This is a genomic window from Bradyrhizobium sp. HKCCYLS20291 (assembly GCF_051167715.1).
Classification (GTDB): domain Bacteria; phylum Pseudomonadota; class Alphaproteobacteria; order Rhizobiales; family Xanthobacteraceae; genus Bradyrhizobium.
On the sequence record NZ_JBNPTO010000002.1, the window covers coordinates 442,196 to 459,789 of the forward strand.

Genomic DNA, 17,594 nt, shown 5'->3' on the forward strand with positions numbered 1-17,594 from the left:
GATGGCCGACGTCCCGCGTTATGCGATCTACTACGCGCCGGCGCCGGAGATGGCGTTGGCCGCGTTTGGTGCGGATCTGCTCGGCTACGATGCGTGGACCGGCAGCGAACGGCCGTTTCCGAGCGAGGTCGTCGATGCGCTGCCGGATTGGGCCGAGCTGACCGCGGACGCCCGCAAATACGGCTTCCATGCCACGCTGAAGGCGCCGTTTCCGCTGAACGACGCCAGCACCGAAGCAGAGCTGTGCGCCGCCTGCGCCGCCTTTGCGGCGGCTTGGAAGACCGTGCCGATCATCCGTCCCGTCGTGGACGCAATCAGCGGCTTCATCGCTGTGATCCCCGGCGAAGGATCACCTGACCTGCAGCAACTCGCGGCCGCTTGCGTCGAGACGTTCGAGCCCTTCCGGGCCCCCATGAGCGCGGACGACCGCGCCCGCCGCAAGCCGGATTTGCTGACGCCGCGCCAGCGCGACCACCTCGACCGCTGGGGCTATCCCTATGTCATGGACGATTTTCGCTTCCACATGACTCTGACCTGTCGGCTTTCCGATGAGCGGCGGCGTCCCATTCTCGCGATGCTGCAAGACCGCTTCGCGGCGCTCGGCCTCGCCAAGCTCGTCATCGACCGGATCGCGCTGTTCCGGCAGCCGAGCCCTGCGAGCCGCTTCAGCATCGTCGAGAGCTGGCCGATCGCCGGAAGCTGACGTCAATTCGGCGGTCACGCTTCGGTCGGTTGCCGGTAGGGATAAAGGCCGCGTCCATGCCCTTGTCGGCCGAAAAAAACGATCGATCTGTGAATACGGCCGGCCTTGTCCGGCCGCATTTGTCCGGGACGCTTCGCGCATTGGTTGTATCGCCCCAAGGCCCGCCACGCGGCATATGTCGCGTCAAAGCGACGCGAACACAACAGTACGAACGACGCGATGGTATCCAAACACTCCAACTCCCGCTCCCGCGCCGCGCATCTTTCTCAGCGGTTTCGCGTACTGCGAGCATCGGGTCAGCGAGCCGGCCGGGAAATTTCCATAGAATAGCCTCACCTACTCACCCTTCCCGCCAAGAACATTGATCAGCTTAAAGGTAAGAAGAACGATTGTGACCAGGACGCGCAAAAGGGGTGACGCGCATGTCGGAAGGAAACCGTATCGGCAGGAGCGTTGGTGCCGCTTCCCGGCTCCGCTTCAATATGCGAACCTCGGTTGGATTGCGCGCGCCTGACGCCCTGACGATCTCTTCCACGACTCGATCGTGGGAGGCAGGAGGCTAGTAATGAGTGCTCCAGTTCAGAACCAATCAGTCAAGCCGACGGCGCCTTGGGCCGCCGAGGAGCTCAGCAAATACGCTCCGCGGCGGCATCACAGCGATGGTGGTTCGGATGGTTCCGAATCGCTTGCCGAGACCGTCCCGTTGCCCTCACATCTGATCGCCCGGCCAAATGCGTTGATGGCGCATCCTGCCGTCAACGATCTGGCCGATGATCAATTTCGCCGCGGCCTGTTGAGCCCAACGCTTGATCCCGTCGTCATGCCGCTTCCGCCAGAAGACAATGACAAGTCGTTTCGCCTCGGGGGCCTGATCAAGGTCGGCGCGGCGATCGGCATTGCCGCGTCCGTGGCCATGATCGTCGTCAACGTGGTGAACTTCGAGGACACCGGCTCGCCCCAGGGCAAATCTGCACTGATGCCGACCGCGGTGCTCGAGAGCCTTGCCCAGATCGACCCGGCCGAAGCGAAGATTGCCCAGGAGGACACGCCGAGCGCGACCTCGGCCATCATCGCGGCTGCCAGCCCCGACACCACCGCGCGAACCTGGCCGCCAACGTCATCGCCGTCACCGGCTCCGAACAATTCGAACGCCCTGGCCCTCGCCACCCCCGCTCCAGCACCAGCCGCCGTGCCGGTCCGCACCACCGTGCCCTTGCCGCGCGAGGAAGTCGACGCGCTGATGAAACGTGGACGAGCTCTGCTGGCCGCCGGGGACGTGGCAAGCGCACGGCTGATTCTCACCCGGCTCTCCGACGCAGGAAATGCCGACGCTTCGCTGCTGCTCGCGCGGACCTATGATCCGATCGAGTTGACGAAGCTGAGGCTGCTCGGTGCGATTCCCGACGCCGCCAAGGCGAGGGCCTGGTATCTTCGGGCCGCCGAGCAAGGCTCGCTGGAAGCAAGCCGACGCATTCAACAATCCGCCGTCCGCTAGCGCGGCATCACCAAGACATCGACCTGAACCAACGCGATCACGCCGCCTTCAATGAGGAACGGCGATCGCGATCAATCGTCTGCGCTCAATGAAGAGACTTCGACGGGAGGATTGACGATGCAGGGCATCAATGCGGCGGGCTCGGGCTGTACGGCAAGGACGCGAAACAGCCAGCTCCGGCCGCGAGCGGCTGGCATCGGCGGCGGCTGGACGGGCGCATGCCTCGCCCTTGGGCTCGCGCTCCTGCTTGCCACAGCGCACGCTCGCGGCGCTTCGGCCGCCGACAACGAGATCCGCATCGGCAATACGATGCCCTATAGCGGACCTGCGCTCGCCTATGGCGTCATCGGCAAGACGATCGCGGCGTACTTCAACAAGATCAACGTCGAGGGCGGCATCAACGGCCGGCGCATCAACTTCATCTCCTATGATGACGGCTACGTGCCGCAGAAAACCTTGGAGATGACGCGCAAGCTCGTCGAGGAGGACAACGTCCTCTTCATGTTCGCCAGCCTGGGCACCGCCACCAGCCTCGCCGCCCGCCCCTATCTGAACGTCAACAAGATTCCGCAGCTGTTCGTCGCCTCGGGCTCCTCGCAATGGGATCAGTCGCGCGACTTCCCCTGGACCATGGGCTTTCAGCCGAGTTACCAGACCGAAGCCCACATCTTCGCGCAGTACCTGCTCGAGACCCACACCAAGGGCAAGATCGCGATCCTTTATCAGGACGACGATTTCGGCAAGGACTACATCAAGGGCATCAAGGACGGCCTTGGCGGCAAGATCCCCGTCGTGGCGGAGGCCGCCTACAAGGTCACCGACGCCAATGTCAACCAGCAGATCGCGACCCTGAAGGCCTCGGGCGCCGACATTCTGCTCGACGTCACGACCCCCAAATTCGCCGTCATGGCCATCCGCCGTGTTGCCGAGATCGGCTGGCGGCCGGATCATATCCTCACCTCGGTGTCGGATTCGGTCTCCGCGGTGATGCTGACGGCAGGCGCGCAGAATTCGGAAGGCATTCTCTCGGCCAATTATTTCACCGACGAGGAGGATACGGCGACCGCGGACGAGCCGGCGCACCGTGAATGGGCGGCCTTCATGGATCGCTATCTGCCGCAGGTGTCCCGCAGCAATGGGCTTTCGGTCTACGGCTACATCGTCGCCGAAACGATGGTGGCGGTCCTGCGCAAATGCGGCGACGACCTGTCGCGTCAGAACATCATGAAGCAGGCCTCGTCACTGAAGGGGCTCCAGGTGCCGATGCTGACGTCCGGCATCACCATCAACACCAGCGTCCACGACCATGCGCCGCTCGAGCAGATGCAGATGATGCAGTTCACCGGGGGAAAGTGGCAGCGCTTCGGTCCGGTCCGCAGCGGTATCGATCCCGGCACCGTGAGCGAGTCCTTCAAGACGATCTTCCGCTACGGCACGGCGAAGAAGGACCTTGCCAACCAGCTCAACGCCAACACCGTGACGGTGATGACCGGCTCGTTCGGCAGCACCTATGCGAACATGGGCGCGGATCTCGCATCGGTGCTCGACAAGGGCGCCGAGTTGCGCGTACTGCCCGTGATTGGCCGCGGCTCCGTACAATCCGTCGCCGACATCCTGCTGCTGCGCGGCGTCGATGCCGGCATCATCCGCAAGGATACGCTGGCCTTCCTCGAGCGCAAGGATTTCGCCAACAACGTGCGTGAGCAGCTGGTCTATGTCGCCAAGCTGTTCAATGAGGAGATGCACGTGGTCGCGCCGAAGTCGATCACCAGCCTGAACGACCTCGACGGCAAGACCATCGCGGTCGACCTTCCCGATGGCGGCACTTTCGTCACGTCGATCAACATATTCGAGCGCCTGGGCATCAGACCGCATCTGCTGTACATCGAGCCGCGGCTGGCGCTCGACATGCTGCGACGGGGCGACATCGACGCGATCATCGCGGTCGAGGGCAAGCCGCTGCAATGGCTCAGCCAGGTCAACGATCCGAATCTGCATCTGGTGCCGGTCGAATACGACAAGACCTTGCATGACGAGTATCTTCCGGCGCAACTCTCCGCAGACGACTATCCGAACCTCGTGAACAGATCTGCGCCCGTCAATACGATCGCGGCCGAAGCCCTGCTCGCCTCGTACAACTGGCAGCCCGGAAGCGACCGCCATCGCCGGCTGTCGCTGCTGGTCGAGGCGCTGTTCGGCGATCTGCAGGCGCTGCAGCGGCCGCCGTTTCATCCCAAATGGCAGGAGGTCGCGCCGCTGGCGCCCATCGCGGGCTGGACCAGATTCAAGACCGCGCAGGACTGGCTCGACCGCAACATGCCGGCTGCGCAGGTGCTCGGAGCGAACGCCCAGGTCAACGATTCCAGGCCGAGTGGCACGCCGTCCGACCCCAAGCTGTTCCGCGAATTCCTGGAGTGGCGGGCGGCTCGCCAGAAGCACCCGGCCGCCCGCCCGGCGCCATAGATGCTGCCGGTCAGGGCACAGACGCTCTTGCGATCCGGACCTGGACGTCGCGAGGGCGGGCCTGATACGGCGCTGACGTGACCAGCAGGTCGGCGCCGGCTGCAGCGTAAGCCGCCGCGTTCTGTACATTGACGCCGCCGGCGGCGGCAACGATCGGCCGCATTCGAAGGGCGGCCATCGCGCCGATCCGCCTGACCAGCGCCTCGATGTCAGCCGGGGCGAACTTCTCGGCCTGAATGACCTCGAAGCCGGCCGACGCGGCCGCCACGGCCTGCTCGACGGTCGAGACCTCGATGACGAGCCGTTTCTCCGGCGCGCTCTGCCGCAAGCGCTCGACGATATCGGCAAGAGAAGCGTCCCCAAGAAGCGCCCGATGCTCGGGAAAGACGAGCACCGTTTCGGACAGTCCAAGGCGATGCATCACGGCACCGCCTGCCTTCACCGCCGCGACCGCAAAGTGCTTCGTCCCCGGCACGTTCTTGCGCGTGCAGGCGACGGCAATGCCTGGCGTCACCGCGCGGGCCGCACGGACGATCGCCGCGGCCTCGGTGGCCACCCCGGACCAGATCTCGATCAGCGTTTGCGCCACCTTCCAGCTGCGCAGCAGAGCGGCCGCGGGCCCATGCGCCCGTAGGATCGGCGCCCCCTTCTCCAGTACCATTCCGCTGGCCACGAGCAGTTCGACCCGGCAGCCGCTGAGCTCGATCAGCGCTGCGGCATCCTCGACCAGCGCCAGGACCATCTGATCTCGCGCAGCGAAGTGCATCTGCCCCGGCTCGGCGCCGATCCCGAGCGCGTCCGTCGTCAGATCCCCATAGGGAACGTCGTCACGGAGCAGGGCCTCGAGGTCATGGAGACTGGCAGTCGTCGGCACGCGATATCCCCTCTTTCTCTTCAGGCCGCATCATCGATATAGTCGCGGCCGGCTGCCCGCACTCGATCACCAGACCAGCATGGCCTGGCAGGCCGGACGGACTCACTGCAGCCCTCCGAGGCCCCCCTGCGATGTCGCATCATCAATCCGATCCATCCGGTCTCCAGCCGCCCCGCCTCGCTGCGATCCTCTATGGACCGGGCGACGACGCCGATGTTCTGCTCGACGATTTCGCCCAGGGACTGCTGCGGCGCGGCGTCCGCGTCGGCGGCATCGTCCAGCGCAATACACGGAACGAGATCGGCCGGAAGAGCGGGATGGACGTCATCGATCTCGGCAATGGTGATACGATCTCGATCTGCCAGGACCTCGGCCGCGGATCCACGGCCTGCAAGCTGGATTCGGCCGGCCTGGCCGAAGCCGGCATGGCCGTTCACCGCGCCATCGCCGCTCATGCCGACCTCATCGTCATCAACAAGTTCTCCAAGCAAGAGGCGTCGGGCAGCGGCCTGCGCGGCGAGCTGGCCGACGCGATCACCTCCGGCATTCCGGTGCTGACCGCGGTGCCCCAGAAATGCATCGAGGACTGGCGGAGCTTCACCGGGGACATCGGCACGCTCCTGCAGCCATCGCACTCGGCGATGGACGCGTGGTGGCTCGACCTGAGCGCGGCTCGCCCGCCGGGCTGACCCACGCGAGCGCCCCGCAGCAGGTCGCTATTTCCCGATCATCACGTCCGACGACTTGATCACGGCGGACACCTTGTCGCCGACCGCGAGCCCGAGCTCCTCGACGGCCTCGTTGGTGATGGCCGAGAACACCGTCAATCCTGGGGCGAGCTCGACCCTGACATGCGCCGTGGTCGCTCCCTTCGCGACCGAGACGACCGTTCCCGGCAGGACGTTTCTTGCGCTCAGCTTCACAGGCTGCTCCTCGTGCGGTCGCAGCACCGTTGCTGCACCCGGATGTAAGCAAAGCTGCCGCCCAAACACAATGATCTATATCTCATACGATATAGCATGGGCGGGATGCAGCAGCGCGATGTCGCAAACCCGACACGGCATCGCCTGCCCGTTCCGGTCACCGGCCTCAGCCGAACTTGAACAGCACGCCATAGCCGCCGCGTGGATAGCTCCACTCGATGTCGCCGCTGGCCTCGCCGATGACACGGCAGGTGCCGCATTCGATGCAGCCATCCACCGTGATCTCGACCTGGCCGGAATCATTCAGCTCATAGCAGCGCGCCGGACAGGCCTTGAGCAGCGCCTTCAGCTGCGGGCTCGGCGTCGCGTGCGGACGGACCTTGATATGGGCCCGGCCGGAATCGACCTGATAGCGATTGTAGAACAGCTTGTCCTCGACCCGCACCGCGACATCCGTGCTCATCTCCGATCTCCCTTCGCTTCAATTACTTGCTTCATTCCCTGACTAGCGCCACGCCCGGGCAAACTTGAAGGCGTCACCGAACAAGCCAGTCCACGACCTCGCGCTCACGAAGGAGCGCAGCATGCTGCTCTCCTTCTCCTTCTTCGGGGTGCCGTCGACGCGCACAAAATTCTGCATCGCCTTCGAGACCAGCTGCGGATAGGTCAGGAAGAAATTCTGCGACTGATTGTGCAGCAGTGCCGGCATGTCCTTGTATTTCTTCAGGTCCTTGATGACGAAGGAGTCCTCCAGCATCTTCTTGTAGAGCGCGAGGTTCTCCCTGGTCATCGGATCACGGCGCGACTTCACCTGGAAGATCGCCTCGGCCGCGATGCGGCCCGACGTCATGGCGAGGTTGGAGCCCTCGCGATGGATGGCATTGTTGAGCTGGGCGGCGTCACCGACCACGACCCAGCCGTCGCCGCAGAGCTGCGGGATGGCGTTGTAGCCGCCCTCGGGGATCAGATGCGCCGAATATTCCTTGACCTCCGAGCCCTCGATCAGCGGCGCCACCGACGGATGCTGCTTGAAGCGCTCGAGCAGGCCGTAGGGCGTCTCGCCGGTCTTCTGGAAGTCGGACACGAGGCAGCCGATGCCGAGCGAGATGCACTCCTTGTTGGAGTAGATGAAGCCCATTCCCGTCATACCGCGGGAGATCGTGCCGGCGGCCTCGATCACCGCCCCCTCGTCGCCCTTGAGGTTGAAGCGGGCCTCGATGGTCTCGCGCGGCAGGAAATGCATCTCCTTGACCGCCAGGGCAACGTTCTCCGGCTTCGGCCGCTCACGCAGGCCTGCGCGGGTACCGAGCAGGCCGTTGACGCCCTCGGCAAGCACGACGACGTCGGCGTGGATCTCACCGTCGCGCCGGTCCGTCTTGACGCCGATGACCTTGCCATAGGCGTCCTGCGCCAGCTCGGTCACCGTCGTCTCGCACAGCACCGTGGCGCCGGCTTCCTTGACCTTGGACGAGAACCATTTGTCGAACTGAGCACGAATGATGGTGTAGCGGTTCGGCTTCTCCTCGTTGAAGTCGTCCGACTTGTAGTGGAGGCCGACATGCGACTTGTCGTCAAGCATCCAGAACCGCTGCTCGACCAGGTGCCGCTCCAACGGCGCCTCCTCGCGGAATTCCGGGATCAGCTTCTCCAGCATGTCGGCATAGAGGATCGCGCCCTGCACGTTCTTGGAGCCGGAATACTCGCCCCGCTCGAGCTGCAGCACCTTCATGCCGCGCTTGGCCATGGTCAGCGCGGCCGCATTGCCGGCCATGCCGGCGCCCACGACGATCGCGTCGAAACGTTCCTCGATCATTGCCCTGCTCCTCTGGTGGCTAGCTTGCGATGCGGTCGCGCGAATGCGGCGACAGTCGTGCGCGGAAGGCCTCGGTCAGCGCCGGCAATAGCCGGATCGCGTCCGTGACGATGCCGACATGCGCGAAGTCGAAGATCGGCGCGTTCTTGTCGGTGTTGATGGCGACGATCAGGTCGGCCCCCTCGACGCCGACCCGATGCTGGATCGCGCCGGAGATGCCGGCGGCGATGTAGAGCTTGGGACGGATGGTCTTGCCGGTCTGGCCGATCTGCCGGTCCGAGGTGACCCAGCCCTTCTGCACCAGCGGCCGCGAGCAGCCGAACTCGGCGCCGAGCACCGACGCGAGACCCTTGACGAGCTGGAAGTTCTCCGGTGAGCCTAAGCCCAGGCCGCCAGCAACGACGATGTCGGCGTAAGCGAGATTGGACTTGGCGGAGTCGCGATCCGGGATGAACGACAGCACCTTGGTGACGATGTCCTCCTCGACCATGCCGAGCTTGTGCTCGATGATCCGGGTCGCGGGCTTTTCGACGCGCTCCGGCATCGGCATCACGCGCGGGCGCACCGTCGCCATCTGCGGCCGGTAGTTCAGCGTGTAGATGGTGCACAGCAGCGAGCCGCCGAAGGTCGGGCGCGTGGCTGCGAGCGAGCCGTCGGCATCGACGTCCAGCGCGGTGCAGTCGGCCGTGAGACCCGTCAGCAGCGTGGTCGCGACCGAGCCCGCGAGATCGCGCCCGAGCGTGGTGGCGCCGAGCAGCAGGATCTCCGGCTTGAAGGTGTTGACCGTATCGGTCAGCGCCTTGGTGTAGGCCTCGTTGCGATAGTCGGTGAGAACCTCGTCGGCCACGATATAGGCGAGATCCGCGCCATAGCAGAACGACTCGGCGGCCGCGTGCTGAACGGCCTCGCCCGGCGGTCCGATCACGACGGCCGCGAGATCGACTTTCAGCTTGTCGGCAAGCTCACGGCCGGCGCCCATCAGCTCCCAGGACACCGGGTGAACCTGCCCGCGCTCCTGCTCGATGAACACCCAGACGTGCTTGTAGGCCTTGAAATGCTCCGGCAGCTCCTTCTTGGTCGCGGCGCGACCGGCTGCGGCAGGCGGTGCTTTGGTGGGCTGGCTCATGGTCGTCGTCCCGTTGATCCGAAGGAAGCTCGATGTCGCGTGCGGGGGTCAGAAGCCGTGCGCCGAGGTGACGAGCTCGGCTTCGAGCTTCGGCTGGCGCTTGAACAGTTCCTCGATCAGCGCCTCCGCCGGCGGTCGCGTCGAGACATCGACGAAGACCGCCTTATCGGCGCGAGCCGACGGCGCGAACACGCGCTTCACGATGGTCGGCGAGCCCTTCAGGCCGCACTTGGAAATGTCCTCGACGCCGGCGTCCTTCGCGCTCCAGGTCACGATCTGCGCGCGCGCCGCGCGCAGCGCGTCGGCCATGGCGCCGCGGCGGATCTCGTTGGTCGCCTCGAGCATCGTCACCAGGCAGGGCAGCTTCGTCTTCAGCACCTGCACACCACCTTCCGAGCGGCGCTCGGCTTCAATGGTGCGCGCGGCCGGATCGACCTCATTGATCTTCGCCACATAGGTGAGCTGCAGAAGGCCGAGCCGCTTGGCGATGCCCGGCCCGACCTGCGCGGTGTCGCCGTCGATGGTCTGCTTGCCGGTGAACACGATGTCGGGCGCCCCGAACGTGTCGCTGATCTTGCGAATGGCCGTTGCCAGCGCGTAGGTCGTGGCCAGCGTGTCGGCGCCGGCAAAGAAGCGATCGGTCAGCAGCACCGCGCGATCGGCCCCGTAGGTCAGGGCCCGGCGCAGCGAGTCCTCGGCGGACGGCGGCCCCATCGTCAGCACCGTCACTTCGCCACCGAACTTGTCGCGCAGCTGTAGCGCCGCCTCCAGCGCGAACAGGTCGTAGGGATTGATGATGGTCGGCACACCCTGGCGCATGATGGTGTTGGTCACCGGGTGGACGCGGATCTGCGCGGAGTCCGGGACCTGCTTGATGCAGACGACGATATGCATGCGATCGCTCCGGTGTGTGGGCCTGCGATGAGGACAGCAATTGCCGTACCAGTTTCGGATGCGGCTGATTCCGGCACGGTTTCAGGTACTTGGGGCGGAGACCTGATTTTTGGCTGCGAACGCTTGCAGAGGTCCGACACGTCGCAAGCAACACGCGTCGGGAATGCGACAGACGCAAGGTGGCGCATCGATCGCCGAAACGAGGAAGCGCCGCCAGATGGCTGACGGCGCTTCGAGATGTCCTGATGAGTTCGGCTGTTACTTGAGGGACGTCAGCGGCACGAACGGCTTTGGCGCCGGCTTGGGCGGCGCGACCGCTTCCTTGAGCACCTTGAAGACGCGCTGATCGAGTGGCGTGGAGACGACGAAGTCCTGGTAGGCCTGCGCCAGGAATGACTTGCAGCGGCTGGCGATCTCCTCGTTGGAAACCTCGGAGAAGTCCTCGCTGATGAGATACTGGCCCATCCGCCGTAGAATGTGCAGCCGGCACACATTCAGGACCTTCGGATCGTAATCGACCTCGAGCAGCTTGAAGAACTCCTCGGCCGCGGATGTCTGCTTCAGCTGATCGAGCACATTCGGGGTTGCCGCACTCATTGTTTTGCTCCTTGGGTCAGAGTCGGATCGACCTCGCAGCCGCTGGTCGGGGTCGGCGGCGGTGGTCCCTGGCGCACCTTCTGCCGGACATGGGCGAGCTGGGCTTCGAGGAACTCGATGCGGTCGAGCATCACAGACAGCGCCTCGCCGACCGGATCCGGCATAAGGTGATGATCCAGATCGATGCGGCCGACGGTGCGCCGGTGGGTGAACTCCGGCCGCACCACCTTGGCCGGGATGCCCACCACGGTGACATCCGGCGGCGTGCTCTGGATCACGACGGAGTTGGCGCCGACACGGGTGCGCGGCCCGATGGTGATCGGTCCAAGGATCTTTGCACCGGCACCGACCACGACTCCGTTCTCCAGCGTCGGATGCCGCTTGCCCGGCGACCAGGATGTGCCGCCGAGGGTAACGCCGTGATAGAGCGTGACGTCATCGCCGACCTCGGCGGTCTCGCCGATCACGACACAGGCGCCATGGTCGATGAAGAAGCGCCGGCCGATCTGCGCGCCCGGATGAATGTCGACATTCGACAGGAAGCGTCCGAGCCACGACAACAGCCGCGCCGGAAAGCGCCAGCCGCGGATCCAGAGCCGGTGCGCGAGGCGGTGCCAGATCAAGGCGTGGATGCCCGGATAGGTCAGCAAGGTCTCGACCTCGCTGCGCGCCGCCGGGTCACGCGAGCGGACGCAACCGATATCCTCGCGGATCAGGCCGAGCAGCGTCGGGACGGCAGCTTCTGCTGCGATGGGCTTCATGGGGGTCTCGGCGATATCGCTCATGGTCAGGCAAAGCTCGCGAGCGGGTGATCACAGACCTCGCGCCAGATGGCGGCGACCGCCTCCTTCGGCACCGGCCCCTTATGCGCGACCGCATGCTTGCGCACGCGGGCCAGGATCCGCTGCGCCTGATCAGCGCTGGCGGGCAGCCGCAGATCGGACAGCAGCGACGTGATCGCCGACAGCCCCGAATGCTTGCCGATCACGATGCGGTTGGAGCGGCCGAACAGCACGGGATCGAGCGCCTGGTAGGTCCGCTGATCCTTCAACAATCCATCGACGTGAATGCCGGATTCGTGGGTGAAGACATGCTCGCCGACGATCGCCTTGTTGAGCGGGATGGCGCGGGCCGCCGCGGCCGCGACGACGTTGGCGACATGGTCAAGCTCCGCCAGCACGATGCCGGTGTCACGCCGGTAGAGCTGCCGCAAGGCGACCGCGACCTCCTCCAGCGGCGCATTGCCGGCGCGCTCACCGAGACCGATGACCGTGACCGACGCATGTGTCGCGCCGGCCTTGATCGCGGCGAGCGTGTTGGCGGTCGCGAGCCCAAGATCATCATGGCCGTGAAACTCGATCTCCAGATCCGTCGTCGCGCGCAACGACTTGACGAGCGCAAACGTCGCGTCGGGATCGAGCACGCTCAGCGTATCAGCGACCCGGAAGCGCCTGGCCCCTAGCGATTTCGCCGTCGCGATGACCTCCACCAGGAAGCCGACATCGGCGCGCGACGAATCTTCGCCGCCGACGGCGACGTCCAGGCCGCGGCTTCGTGCATAGCGGACCACGCGCTTGAGCAGGTCCAGGGCAACGCTGCGGCCGCCGCCGAGCTTGGCAGCGATCTGCACGTCCGATGTCGGAATGGAAACATTCACCATCGAGACGCCGGCCGCGATGGCGGCATCGACATCGGCCTCGCGCATCCGGCACCAGCCGATGATGGTCGCCGGCAGATCCGCCTCGACGATCGCGCGAATGGCTGCGATCTCGTCGGCGCCCATCGCCGGCGTGCCGGCCTCGATCTCGGGGACGCCAGCCCGCGCCAGCGCGCGCGCGATCGCGACCTTCTCTCCGAGGGCAAAGGCGACACCTGGCGCCTGCTCGCCATCACGGAGCGTGGTGTCGTTGAGGATGACCCGGGGCCCCGAAACGGCGCCCCCTTCAGTCAAGCCGGCATCCCGGGCCTTCCTGGGCCCGCGCTGTCCGAAGACGTCAGGCATTCTCTTGCTCCGTCGCAACCTGTGTCGACCGGGGAAGCACAGCGCTCCGTCACGGCCTGCAAGTCACTCAGCAACCGCCATGCCAGCGCTAAACATCACTTTAAATGACTGATTTACCGACACTTTCTTGACGAGCCCGCATTGTCGGATTCGTAACAGGGTCGGAAATCGACGTGGACGGCTTGCGGGGGAAATGCGCGGGTGCTGCGCCAGCCTGCGAGGTCAGGCGTGGCGCTTGCGGCGCAGATGGATGACGACGTCGATCCGCTCCATGCCGTAGCCCGGCAGCGGCTCCGGCAGTTGCTCGAACGCGACATGCCCGGGCACGTCGACGAGCTCACCTTCGTCCTCATAGAAGAAATGCGGATGGATCGTGGTGTTGGTGTCGAAGAACGACCGGGAGCCGTCGACGCCGATCTGCCGCAGCAGGCCGAGCTCCACGAACTGATTGAGCGTGTTGTAGATGGTGGCCTGCGAGATCTTCATGCCGGTCGCGACAGCTTCGGCATAGAGCACGTCAGCCGTGATGTGACGGTTTCCGTTGCCGAACAGAATCCGGCTAAGTTGCTGGCGCTGCTGGGTGGGGCGCAAGCCGGCCAGTCGCAACGCATCCTCGCAGCGGCGCATCAGCACCTCGCCAGCGTCGCAGGTGTCCGCTTCGGGACATCGCCCGTTCTCGGAATGGCACGGCGATCCAGGCTGGGGGTCCATCAACATCGTCGCAGTCCTCGACCTCACATCGCGGCGCTTGCCGCCTCCTGCAGCGCCACCTCGCGGCGCCGCTCGGCCATGCGGCTCTCGCCGCTCTCCTCGCCGAAGCAGAGCTGAAAATCATTGCATTGGGTGCAGACCGGCGTCGTGCACATCACGAAGCCGTCGTCCTCGCACAGCATGCGGTAGAAGAAGCGCTTCCAGCGCATGTTCCTGGTGTTGCGGCTGGCCAAGGGCGCAAAGTGCCGCATCAGCAGCCGCGACAGCTCGGAGCGCTCGCGCAGGCCGAGATCCTCCCAGAGATGGTTCGGCTCCATCGCGCGCCGCGCGACCATCGCCGCGAGCCAACGGCTGACGCCGCCATCGGTCGAGCGCTGCGCGGCAAGCAGATCGCGCACCATCGCGATCTCGTCATCGTCAGGCGCGGGAGCGGCGCCGCTGATCGGCAGCCAGGAGGAATCGATCGGTGCGGCAGGAAACAGCTGCGCCAGCAGGGCAATCAACTCGACAGTCGAAAGCCCCACCCGCTCCGCCAGTGCGCCGTGCTCCATGGCTGACACAGCCAGGATCGATGCGACCACGTGACGGTCAAAGCTCAAATCGCTGTCGATCACGGCGTCGGCCGGGTCATTGCCAGTCAGCAAGCGATATATTGCACGACCTCGCTGCCGCTTGTCGTCTTCGAAAGCAAGCGACGTTTGCAGGTGGATCGCAACGGCGTTCGACATGTCGACAACGGCGATGGTCATGGCGCGATCCCTTGCTGAAAGCCAACGCGATCCTCGAAGAACAGGTACCGGCCTTCCGACGGGAGGAAGGCCGGTACCAAGACTGCTTAAGCCGTTGCGGCGAGATCGGCGGCAGTCTTTCCGATTTGGCTCTCGTCGACCGCCTTCATGATGCCGTGCTCCATCAGCATGTCCTCGAGCTCGTCCATCGTGATCGGGGTCGGGATGATGCCCTTGCCGGCGTTGACGTGGATCTTCTGCGCCAACGAGCGGTAGTGGCCGGCCTGGACCGAGTCGGGCGCATACTCCAGCACGGTCATGCGGCGCAGCTCGGCGTGCTGCACGATGTTGTCGCGCGGCACGAAGTAGATCAGCTGGGTGCCGAGCTTCTTCGCCAGAGCCTCCGCCAGCTCCAGCTCCTTGTCGGTCTGGCGCTCGTTGCAGACCAGGCCGCCGAGGCGCACGCCGCCGGAGTTCGCGTACTTCAGAATGCCCTTGGAGATGTTGTTGGCGGCATACATCGCCATCATCTCACCGGACATCACGATGTAGATCTCCTGCGCCTTGTTCTCGCGGATCGGCATCGCGAAGCCGCCGCACACCACGTCGCCGAGCACGTCGTAGGACACGTAGTCGATGTCCTCATAGGCGCCGTTCTCTTCCAGGAAGTTGATCGAGGTGATAACGCCGCGGCCGGCGCAGCCGACGCCCGGCTCCGGACCGCCGGACTCGACGCAACGGATGTCGCGATAGCCGACCTTCATGACCTCTTCGATCTCGAGGTCCTCGACGCTGCCGGCGGCAGCGGCCAGGCTGAGAATGGTGTCCTGCGCCTTGGCGTGCAGGATCAGGCGGGTCGAATCCGCCTTGGGGTCGCAGCCGACGATCAGGATCCGATGACCCATCTCGGCGAGCGCCGCGAGCGTGTTCTGCGACGTCGTCGATTTGCCGATGCCGCCTTTGCCGTAAAATGCGATTTGTCGAAGTGATGCCATTCTGCTCTCCATCAACCGATTGCTGTTGTCGCGCCCGCGTCCAGCGGAGCGTGACCGCGTCCTCTCATGTGTCCGAACCGGCAGACGGGTTGTTGGGAAGGAGAGCATCGCTCGTCCGAAGCGTCAGCGTGCACTCAGCCCTCAACCATTGCCTGACCAGAGTTTTGCAACGGCTGTGCCACGCTCCCGCGCAGAGGCAAAAGGGTCGTGTTTAGAAGGAGATGCAGAACAATCCGCGCGCCGAGGCATGTTGTTGCAAATCCGACATCGGAACGCCTCGCAAGATCGGACGCAGGGCAGCGCTGTCCGAAATGACACAACAACCGCCGATTTTCAGCGGCGTCGGGCCCGGAACGGGATTTGCTAGATCCTCATCGCAGCCTTGCGCCAAGGTTTGAGGAGGATGCGATGCAGATCGGAGTTGAGACGGCAAAAGCGGTGGACCAGCGGCGGGTGTTCGTGATCGATGACGATGAGATCACCCGCGCGGCCCTGCAGTTCATGCTGCACGATGAGATCGAGACTCATGAGCTGGCGACGCCGGAAGAAGCTTACGCGAAGGGCGTCGACTGGCTGGCGCCCGACGTGGTGCTGCTCGGGGTGTCGTTTCTGAAACAGCGCGGACCCGAGCTGGTGCGCGAGATCATCGACAGGTTCAAGGGCGTACGGATCCTGATCGTGACGGCCAAGATCGACGAGGCGATCGCGATCGAAGGGCTGAAGGCCGGCGCGCACGGGGCGGTCGTGAAGCCGCTCACGATCGAGTCGGTGCGCAAGAAGGTCGACACCATTCTCGGCCGCGCCGGCGGCGCGCCATTGGTCCAGCTCGGCGGGCTCTGACGTGACCACCGTTACATTCTATGAGAAGCCGGGCTGCGGCACCAATGCCCGGCAGAAGCTGATGTTGACGCGCGCCGGCCATGAGGTCGTCGCGCGGAATCTGCTGACCGAACCTTGGACCGGCGAGCGGCTGCGCGCCTACTTCGCCGGAACGCCGGTCTGGTCCTGGTTCAATCCGGCCTCGCCGCGCGTCAAATCAGGCGAGATCGAGCCGGAGGCGATTGAGGCCGTCGCCGCGATCGACCTGATGCTGGAAGATCCGCTGCTGATCCGCCGTCCACTGATCGAGGCCGACGGCCAATGCTGCGCCGGTTTCGATCGTGAGCCCGTGCTGTCGCTGCTGCAGCGGGATGATGATCTCGACGACGTCCAGGGCTGTACGCGTCCGGAGGCGTCGCCCTGCCCGGAGCCGCGCTGAGCGGCTCCGGTCGAAGCTTCAGCGCTTCAGCACCATCACCAGGCGGTCGACGCGCTTGCCCTGCTTGAAATGGGACTCGACGATCTCGTCGATGTCCTCCGGCTTGGTCGGCCGATACCAGATGCCGTCGGGATAAACCACCATCATCGGGCCGGCGCTGCAGAACCCAAAGCAGCCGGCGGCGGTGATACCGATGTCGGTCAGCCGCTGCGCCTCGATGGTCTTCGTCAGATGGTCCCACAGCGGCTGCACGCCGAGCGCGCCGCAGCTGCCGCGCGGGTGTCCCGGCGGACGCTGCGTCAGGCAGACGAAGGCGTGATATTTGTAGAGCTGCGGAATCTCGAAATCGTCGTCCGCTGCGACCACGCTGGTATCGCTCATGAGGCGGACGCCTTGATGCCCTTGTCCGCCAGCAGGGTTGCAAGTTCACCGGCCTGGAACATCTCGCGCACGATATCGCAACCGCCGACGAACTCGCCCTTGACATACAGCTGGGGAATGGTCGGCCAGTTGGAAAACTCCTTGATGCCCTCGCGGATGAAGGGATCCGCCAGCACGTTGACGCTTTCGTAGGCCACGTCGAGCTTGGCCAGGATCTGCGCGACAGCGGCGGAGAAGCCGCATTGCGGCGCCGCCGGCACGCCCTTCATGAAGAGAACGATGTCGTTGCTGTCGATCAGCTTCTGAATGCGTTCGGATGTCGACATTGATGTTATCCTTGTGTCCCTGGAGGTGTCGCGATCATTTCGGCAATGACGTCTCGAGCGCCAGCGCATGCAGTACGCCGCCCATCTGACCCTTCAGCGCCGAATAGACCATCTGATGCTGCTGCACCCGGCTCTTCCCCGCGAAAGCCTGTGAGGTGACGCGCGCCGAATAATGGTCGCCATCACCAGCCAGGTCCTCGATCACGACGACCGCATCCGGGAACGCCTCCTTGATGAGACGCTCGATATCAGTTGCCGCCATCGCCATCGCTGGTACTCCCGCTGGTTTGGTCACAGCATCATGC

21 protein-coding genes are annotated in these 17,594 nt (G+C 64.9%); 6 read left to right on the forward strand and 15 right to left on the reverse strand.

Translation table 11 applies throughout. From position 1 onward, the window contains the following. Position 1 precedes the first annotated feature (1 nt). The 3 genes from ACQR07_RS06055 (at position 2) to ACQR07_RS06065 (ending at position 4,661) form a co-directional block, all read left to right on the forward strand. Positions 2-703, forward strand: coding sequence for a DUF1045 domain-containing protein (locus tag ACQR07_RS06055; protein WP_434901421.1), 702 nt, complete (start codon positions 2-4; stop codon positions 701-703). A 739-nt stretch (positions 704-1,442) separates the two neighbouring features. Beyond that, positions 1,443-2,198: a sel1 repeat family protein gene (locus ACQR07_RS06060; RefSeq protein ID WP_434901422.1), complete on the forward strand. Its 756-nt coding sequence runs from the start codon at positions 1,443-1,445 to the stop codon at positions 2,196-2,198. A gap of 117 nt (positions 2,199-2,315) precedes the next feature. Continuing rightward, positions 2,316-4,661 (forward strand): ABC transporter substrate-binding protein, encoded by a 2,346-nt coding sequence (locus ACQR07_RS06065; RefSeq protein ID WP_434901423.1) that lies wholly within the window; start codon positions 2,316-2,318, stop codon positions 4,659-4,661. A 10-nt stretch (positions 4,662-4,671) separates the two neighbouring features. On the opposite strand, the gene modD is transcribed toward ACQR07_RS06065, so the two are convergent. After that, positions 4,672-5,535 carry a ModD protein gene (modD, locus tag ACQR07_RS06070; RefSeq protein ID WP_434901424.1) on the reverse strand — a complete coding sequence of 288 codons (864 nt, stop codon included), beginning with the start codon at positions 5,533-5,535 and terminating at the stop codon, positions 4,672-4,674. 131 nt (positions 5,536-5,666) lie between these two features. Here modD and ACQR07_RS06075 point away from each other — a divergent pair, with 131 nt between their 5' ends. Continuing rightward, complete coding sequence (locus ACQR07_RS06075) at positions 5,667-6,224, forward strand: DUF2478 domain-containing protein (protein ID WP_434901425.1); 558 nt, start codon at positions 5,667-5,669, stop codon at positions 6,222-6,224. Between the two features lie 27 nt (positions 6,225-6,251). Here ACQR07_RS06075 and ACQR07_RS06080 read toward each other — a convergent pair whose 3' ends face one another. The 11 genes from ACQR07_RS06080 to nifH form a co-directional block, all read right to left on the reverse strand. Continuing rightward, entirely contained in the window at positions 6,252-6,458 is a 207-nt protein-coding gene (locus ACQR07_RS06080) for a TOBE domain-containing protein (protein WP_434901426.1), read from the reverse strand. Positions 6,459-6,624: 166 nt separating this feature from the next. Then, on the reverse strand, positions 6,625-6,921 hold the full coding sequence (locus ACQR07_RS06085; RefSeq protein WP_434901427.1) for a ferredoxin family protein: 297 nt from the start codon (positions 6,919-6,921) through the stop codon (positions 6,625-6,627). A 42-nt stretch (positions 6,922-6,963) separates the two neighbouring features. Continuing rightward, on the reverse strand, positions 6,964-8,271 hold the full coding sequence (locus tag ACQR07_RS06090) for an FAD-dependent oxidoreductase (RefSeq protein WP_434901428.1): 1,308 nt from the start codon (positions 8,269-8,271) through the stop codon (positions 6,964-6,966). Between the two features lie 19 nt (positions 8,272-8,290). Next, the gene (locus ACQR07_RS06095) at positions 8,291-9,397 is read right to left on the reverse strand and encodes an electron transfer flavoprotein subunit alpha/FixB family protein (protein ID WP_434901429.1); all 1,107 of its coding nucleotides are present in this window, start codon (positions 9,395-9,397) and stop codon (positions 8,291-8,293) included. Positions 9,398-9,445: 48 nt separating this feature from the next. Next, positions 9,446-10,291 (reverse strand): electron transfer flavoprotein subunit beta/FixA family protein, encoded by an 846-nt coding sequence (locus ACQR07_RS06100; RefSeq protein ID WP_434870431.1) that lies wholly within the window; start codon positions 10,289-10,291, stop codon positions 9,446-9,448. Between the two features lie 258 nt (positions 10,292-10,549). Beyond that, the gene (gene nifW, locus ACQR07_RS06105; RefSeq protein WP_434901430.1) at positions 10,550-10,888 is read right to left on the reverse strand and encodes a nitrogenase stabilizing/protective protein NifW; all 339 of its coding nucleotides are present in this window, start codon (positions 10,886-10,888) and stop codon (positions 10,550-10,552) included. Continuing rightward, positions 10,885-11,673 (reverse strand): serine O-acetyltransferase, encoded by a 789-nt coding sequence (cysE, locus tag ACQR07_RS06110; RefSeq protein WP_434901431.1) that lies wholly within the window; start codon positions 11,671-11,673, stop codon positions 10,885-10,887. The genes nifW and cysE overlap by 4 nt, the downstream gene beginning before the upstream one ends. A 2-nt stretch (positions 11,674-11,675) precedes the next feature. Then, positions 11,676-12,890 (reverse strand): homocitrate synthase, encoded by a 1,215-nt coding sequence (nifV, locus tag ACQR07_RS06115; protein WP_434901432.1) that lies wholly within the window; start codon positions 12,888-12,890, stop codon positions 11,676-11,678. Positions 12,891-13,112: 222 nt separating this feature from the next. Next, the gene (gene irrA / locus ACQR07_RS06120; RefSeq protein WP_434901433.1) at positions 13,113-13,607 is read right to left on the reverse strand and encodes an iron response transcriptional regulator IrrA; all 495 of its coding nucleotides are present in this window, start codon (positions 13,605-13,607) and stop codon (positions 13,113-13,115) included. 17 nt (positions 13,608-13,624) lie between these two features. Then, positions 13,625-14,350: a nitrogen fixation protein NifQ gene (locus tag ACQR07_RS06125; RefSeq protein WP_434901434.1), complete on the reverse strand. Its 726-nt coding sequence runs from the start codon at positions 14,348-14,350 to the stop codon at positions 13,625-13,627. Positions 14,351-14,436: 86 nt separating this feature from the next. Next, positions 14,437-15,324 carry a nitrogenase iron protein gene (nifH, locus tag ACQR07_RS06130; RefSeq protein ID WP_284423629.1) on the reverse strand — a complete coding sequence of 296 codons (888 nt, stop codon included), beginning with the start codon at positions 15,322-15,324 and terminating at the stop codon, positions 14,437-14,439. Positions 15,325-15,732: 408 nt separating this feature from the next. Between nifH and ACQR07_RS06135 the strand changes: the two genes are divergently transcribed. Further along, positions 15,733-16,164, forward strand: coding sequence for a response regulator transcription factor (locus ACQR07_RS06135; RefSeq protein WP_434901435.1), 432 nt, complete (start codon positions 15,733-15,735; stop codon positions 16,162-16,164). A gap of 1 nt (position 16,165) precedes the next feature. Further along, positions 16,166-16,582: an ArsC/Spx/MgsR family protein gene (locus ACQR07_RS06140; RefSeq protein ID WP_434901436.1), complete on the forward strand. Its 417-nt coding sequence runs from the start codon at positions 16,166-16,168 to the stop codon at positions 16,580-16,582. Between the two features lie 18 nt (positions 16,583-16,600). Here the strand turns inward: ACQR07_RS06140 and ACQR07_RS06145 are convergent, their stop codons facing one another. From ACQR07_RS06145 to ACQR07_RS06155, 3 genes are read right to left on the reverse strand one after another with little or no spacing between them, the layout of a single operon-like run. Further along, a complete protein-coding gene (locus ACQR07_RS06145; RefSeq protein WP_434901437.1) occupies positions 16,601-16,963 on the reverse strand; it encodes a (2Fe-2S) ferredoxin domain-containing protein in 363 nt (120 codons plus the stop codon). Then, positions 16,960-17,289 (reverse strand): Grx4 family monothiol glutaredoxin, encoded by a 330-nt coding sequence (gene grxD, locus ACQR07_RS06150; RefSeq protein WP_315752861.1) that lies wholly within the window; start codon positions 17,287-17,289, stop codon positions 16,960-16,962. Before grxD ends, ACQR07_RS06145 begins: the two co-directional genes overlap by 4 nt. A 34-nt stretch (positions 17,290-17,323) precedes the next feature. Beyond that, on the reverse strand, positions 17,324-17,557 hold the full coding sequence (locus ACQR07_RS06155; RefSeq protein WP_006609694.1) for a BolA/IbaG family iron-sulfur metabolism protein: 234 nt from the start codon (positions 17,555-17,557) through the stop codon (positions 17,324-17,326). Positions 17,558-17,594 lie beyond the last annotated feature (37 nt).

Bases quoted from the DNA above. Each gene is read 5' to 3' on its own strand.
- ACQR07_RS06055 (WP_434901421.1), top strand. From the start codon at position 2: ATGGCCGACGTCCCGCGTTATGCGATCTACTACGCGCCGGCGCCGGAG.
- ACQR07_RS06060 (WP_434901422.1), top strand. From the start codon at position 1,443: ATGGCGCATCCTGCCGTCAACGATCTGGCCGATGATCAATTTCGCCGC.
- ACQR07_RS06065 (WP_434901423.1), top strand. From the start codon at position 2,316: ATGCAGGGCATCAATGCGGCGGGCTCGGGCTGTACGGCAAGGACGCGA.
- ACQR07_RS06075 (WP_434901425.1), top strand. From the start codon at position 5,667: ATGTCGCATCATCAATCCGATCCATCCGGTCTCCAGCCGCCCCGCCTC.
- ACQR07_RS06085 (WP_434901427.1), bottom strand. From the start codon at position 6,921: ATGAGCACGGATGTCGCGGTGCGGGTCGAGGACAAGCTGTTCTACAAT.
- ACQR07_RS06090 (WP_434901428.1), bottom strand. From the start codon at position 8,271: ATGATCGAGGAACGTTTCGACGCGATCGTCGTGGGCGCCGGCATGGCC.
- ACQR07_RS06095 (WP_434901429.1), bottom strand. From the start codon at position 9,397: ATGAGCCAGCCCACCAAAGCACCGCCTGCCGCAGCCGGTCGCGCCGCG.
- ACQR07_RS06100 (WP_434870431.1), bottom strand. From the start codon at position 10,291: ATGCATATCGTCGTCTGCATCAAGCAGGTCCCGGACTCCGCGCAGATC.
- nifW (WP_434901430.1), bottom strand. From the start codon at position 10,888: ATGAGTGCGGCAACCCCGAATGTGCTCGATCAGCTGAAGCAGACATCC.
- cysE (WP_434901431.1), bottom strand. From the start codon at position 11,673: ATGAGCGATATCGCCGAGACCCCCATGAAGCCCATCGCAGCAGAAGCT.
- nifV (WP_434901432.1), bottom strand. From the start codon at position 12,890: ATGCCTGACGTCTTCGGACAGCGCGGGCCCAGGAAGGCCCGGGATGCC.
- irrA (WP_434901433.1), bottom strand. From the start codon at position 13,607: ATGTTGATGGACCCCCAGCCTGGATCGCCGTGCCATTCCGAGAACGGG.
- ACQR07_RS06125 (WP_434901434.1), bottom strand. From the start codon at position 14,350: ATGACCATCGCCGTTGTCGACATGTCGAACGCCGTTGCGATCCACCTG.
- nifH (WP_284423629.1), bottom strand. From the start codon at position 15,324: ATGGCATCACTTCGACAAATCGCATTTTACGGCAAAGGCGGCATCGGC.
- ACQR07_RS06135 (WP_434901435.1), top strand. From the start codon at position 15,733: ATGCAGATCGGAGTTGAGACGGCAAAAGCGGTGGACCAGCGGCGGGTG.
- ACQR07_RS06145 (WP_434901437.1), bottom strand. From the start codon at position 16,963: ATGAGCGATACCAGCGTGGTCGCAGCGGACGACGATTTCGAGATTCCG.
- grxD (WP_315752861.1), bottom strand. From the start codon at position 17,289: ATGTCGACATCCGAACGCATTCAGAAGCTGATCGACAGCAACGACATC.
- ACQR07_RS06155 (WP_006609694.1), bottom strand. From the start codon at position 17,557: ATGGCGATGGCGGCAACTGATATCGAGCGTCTCATCAAGGAGGCGTTC.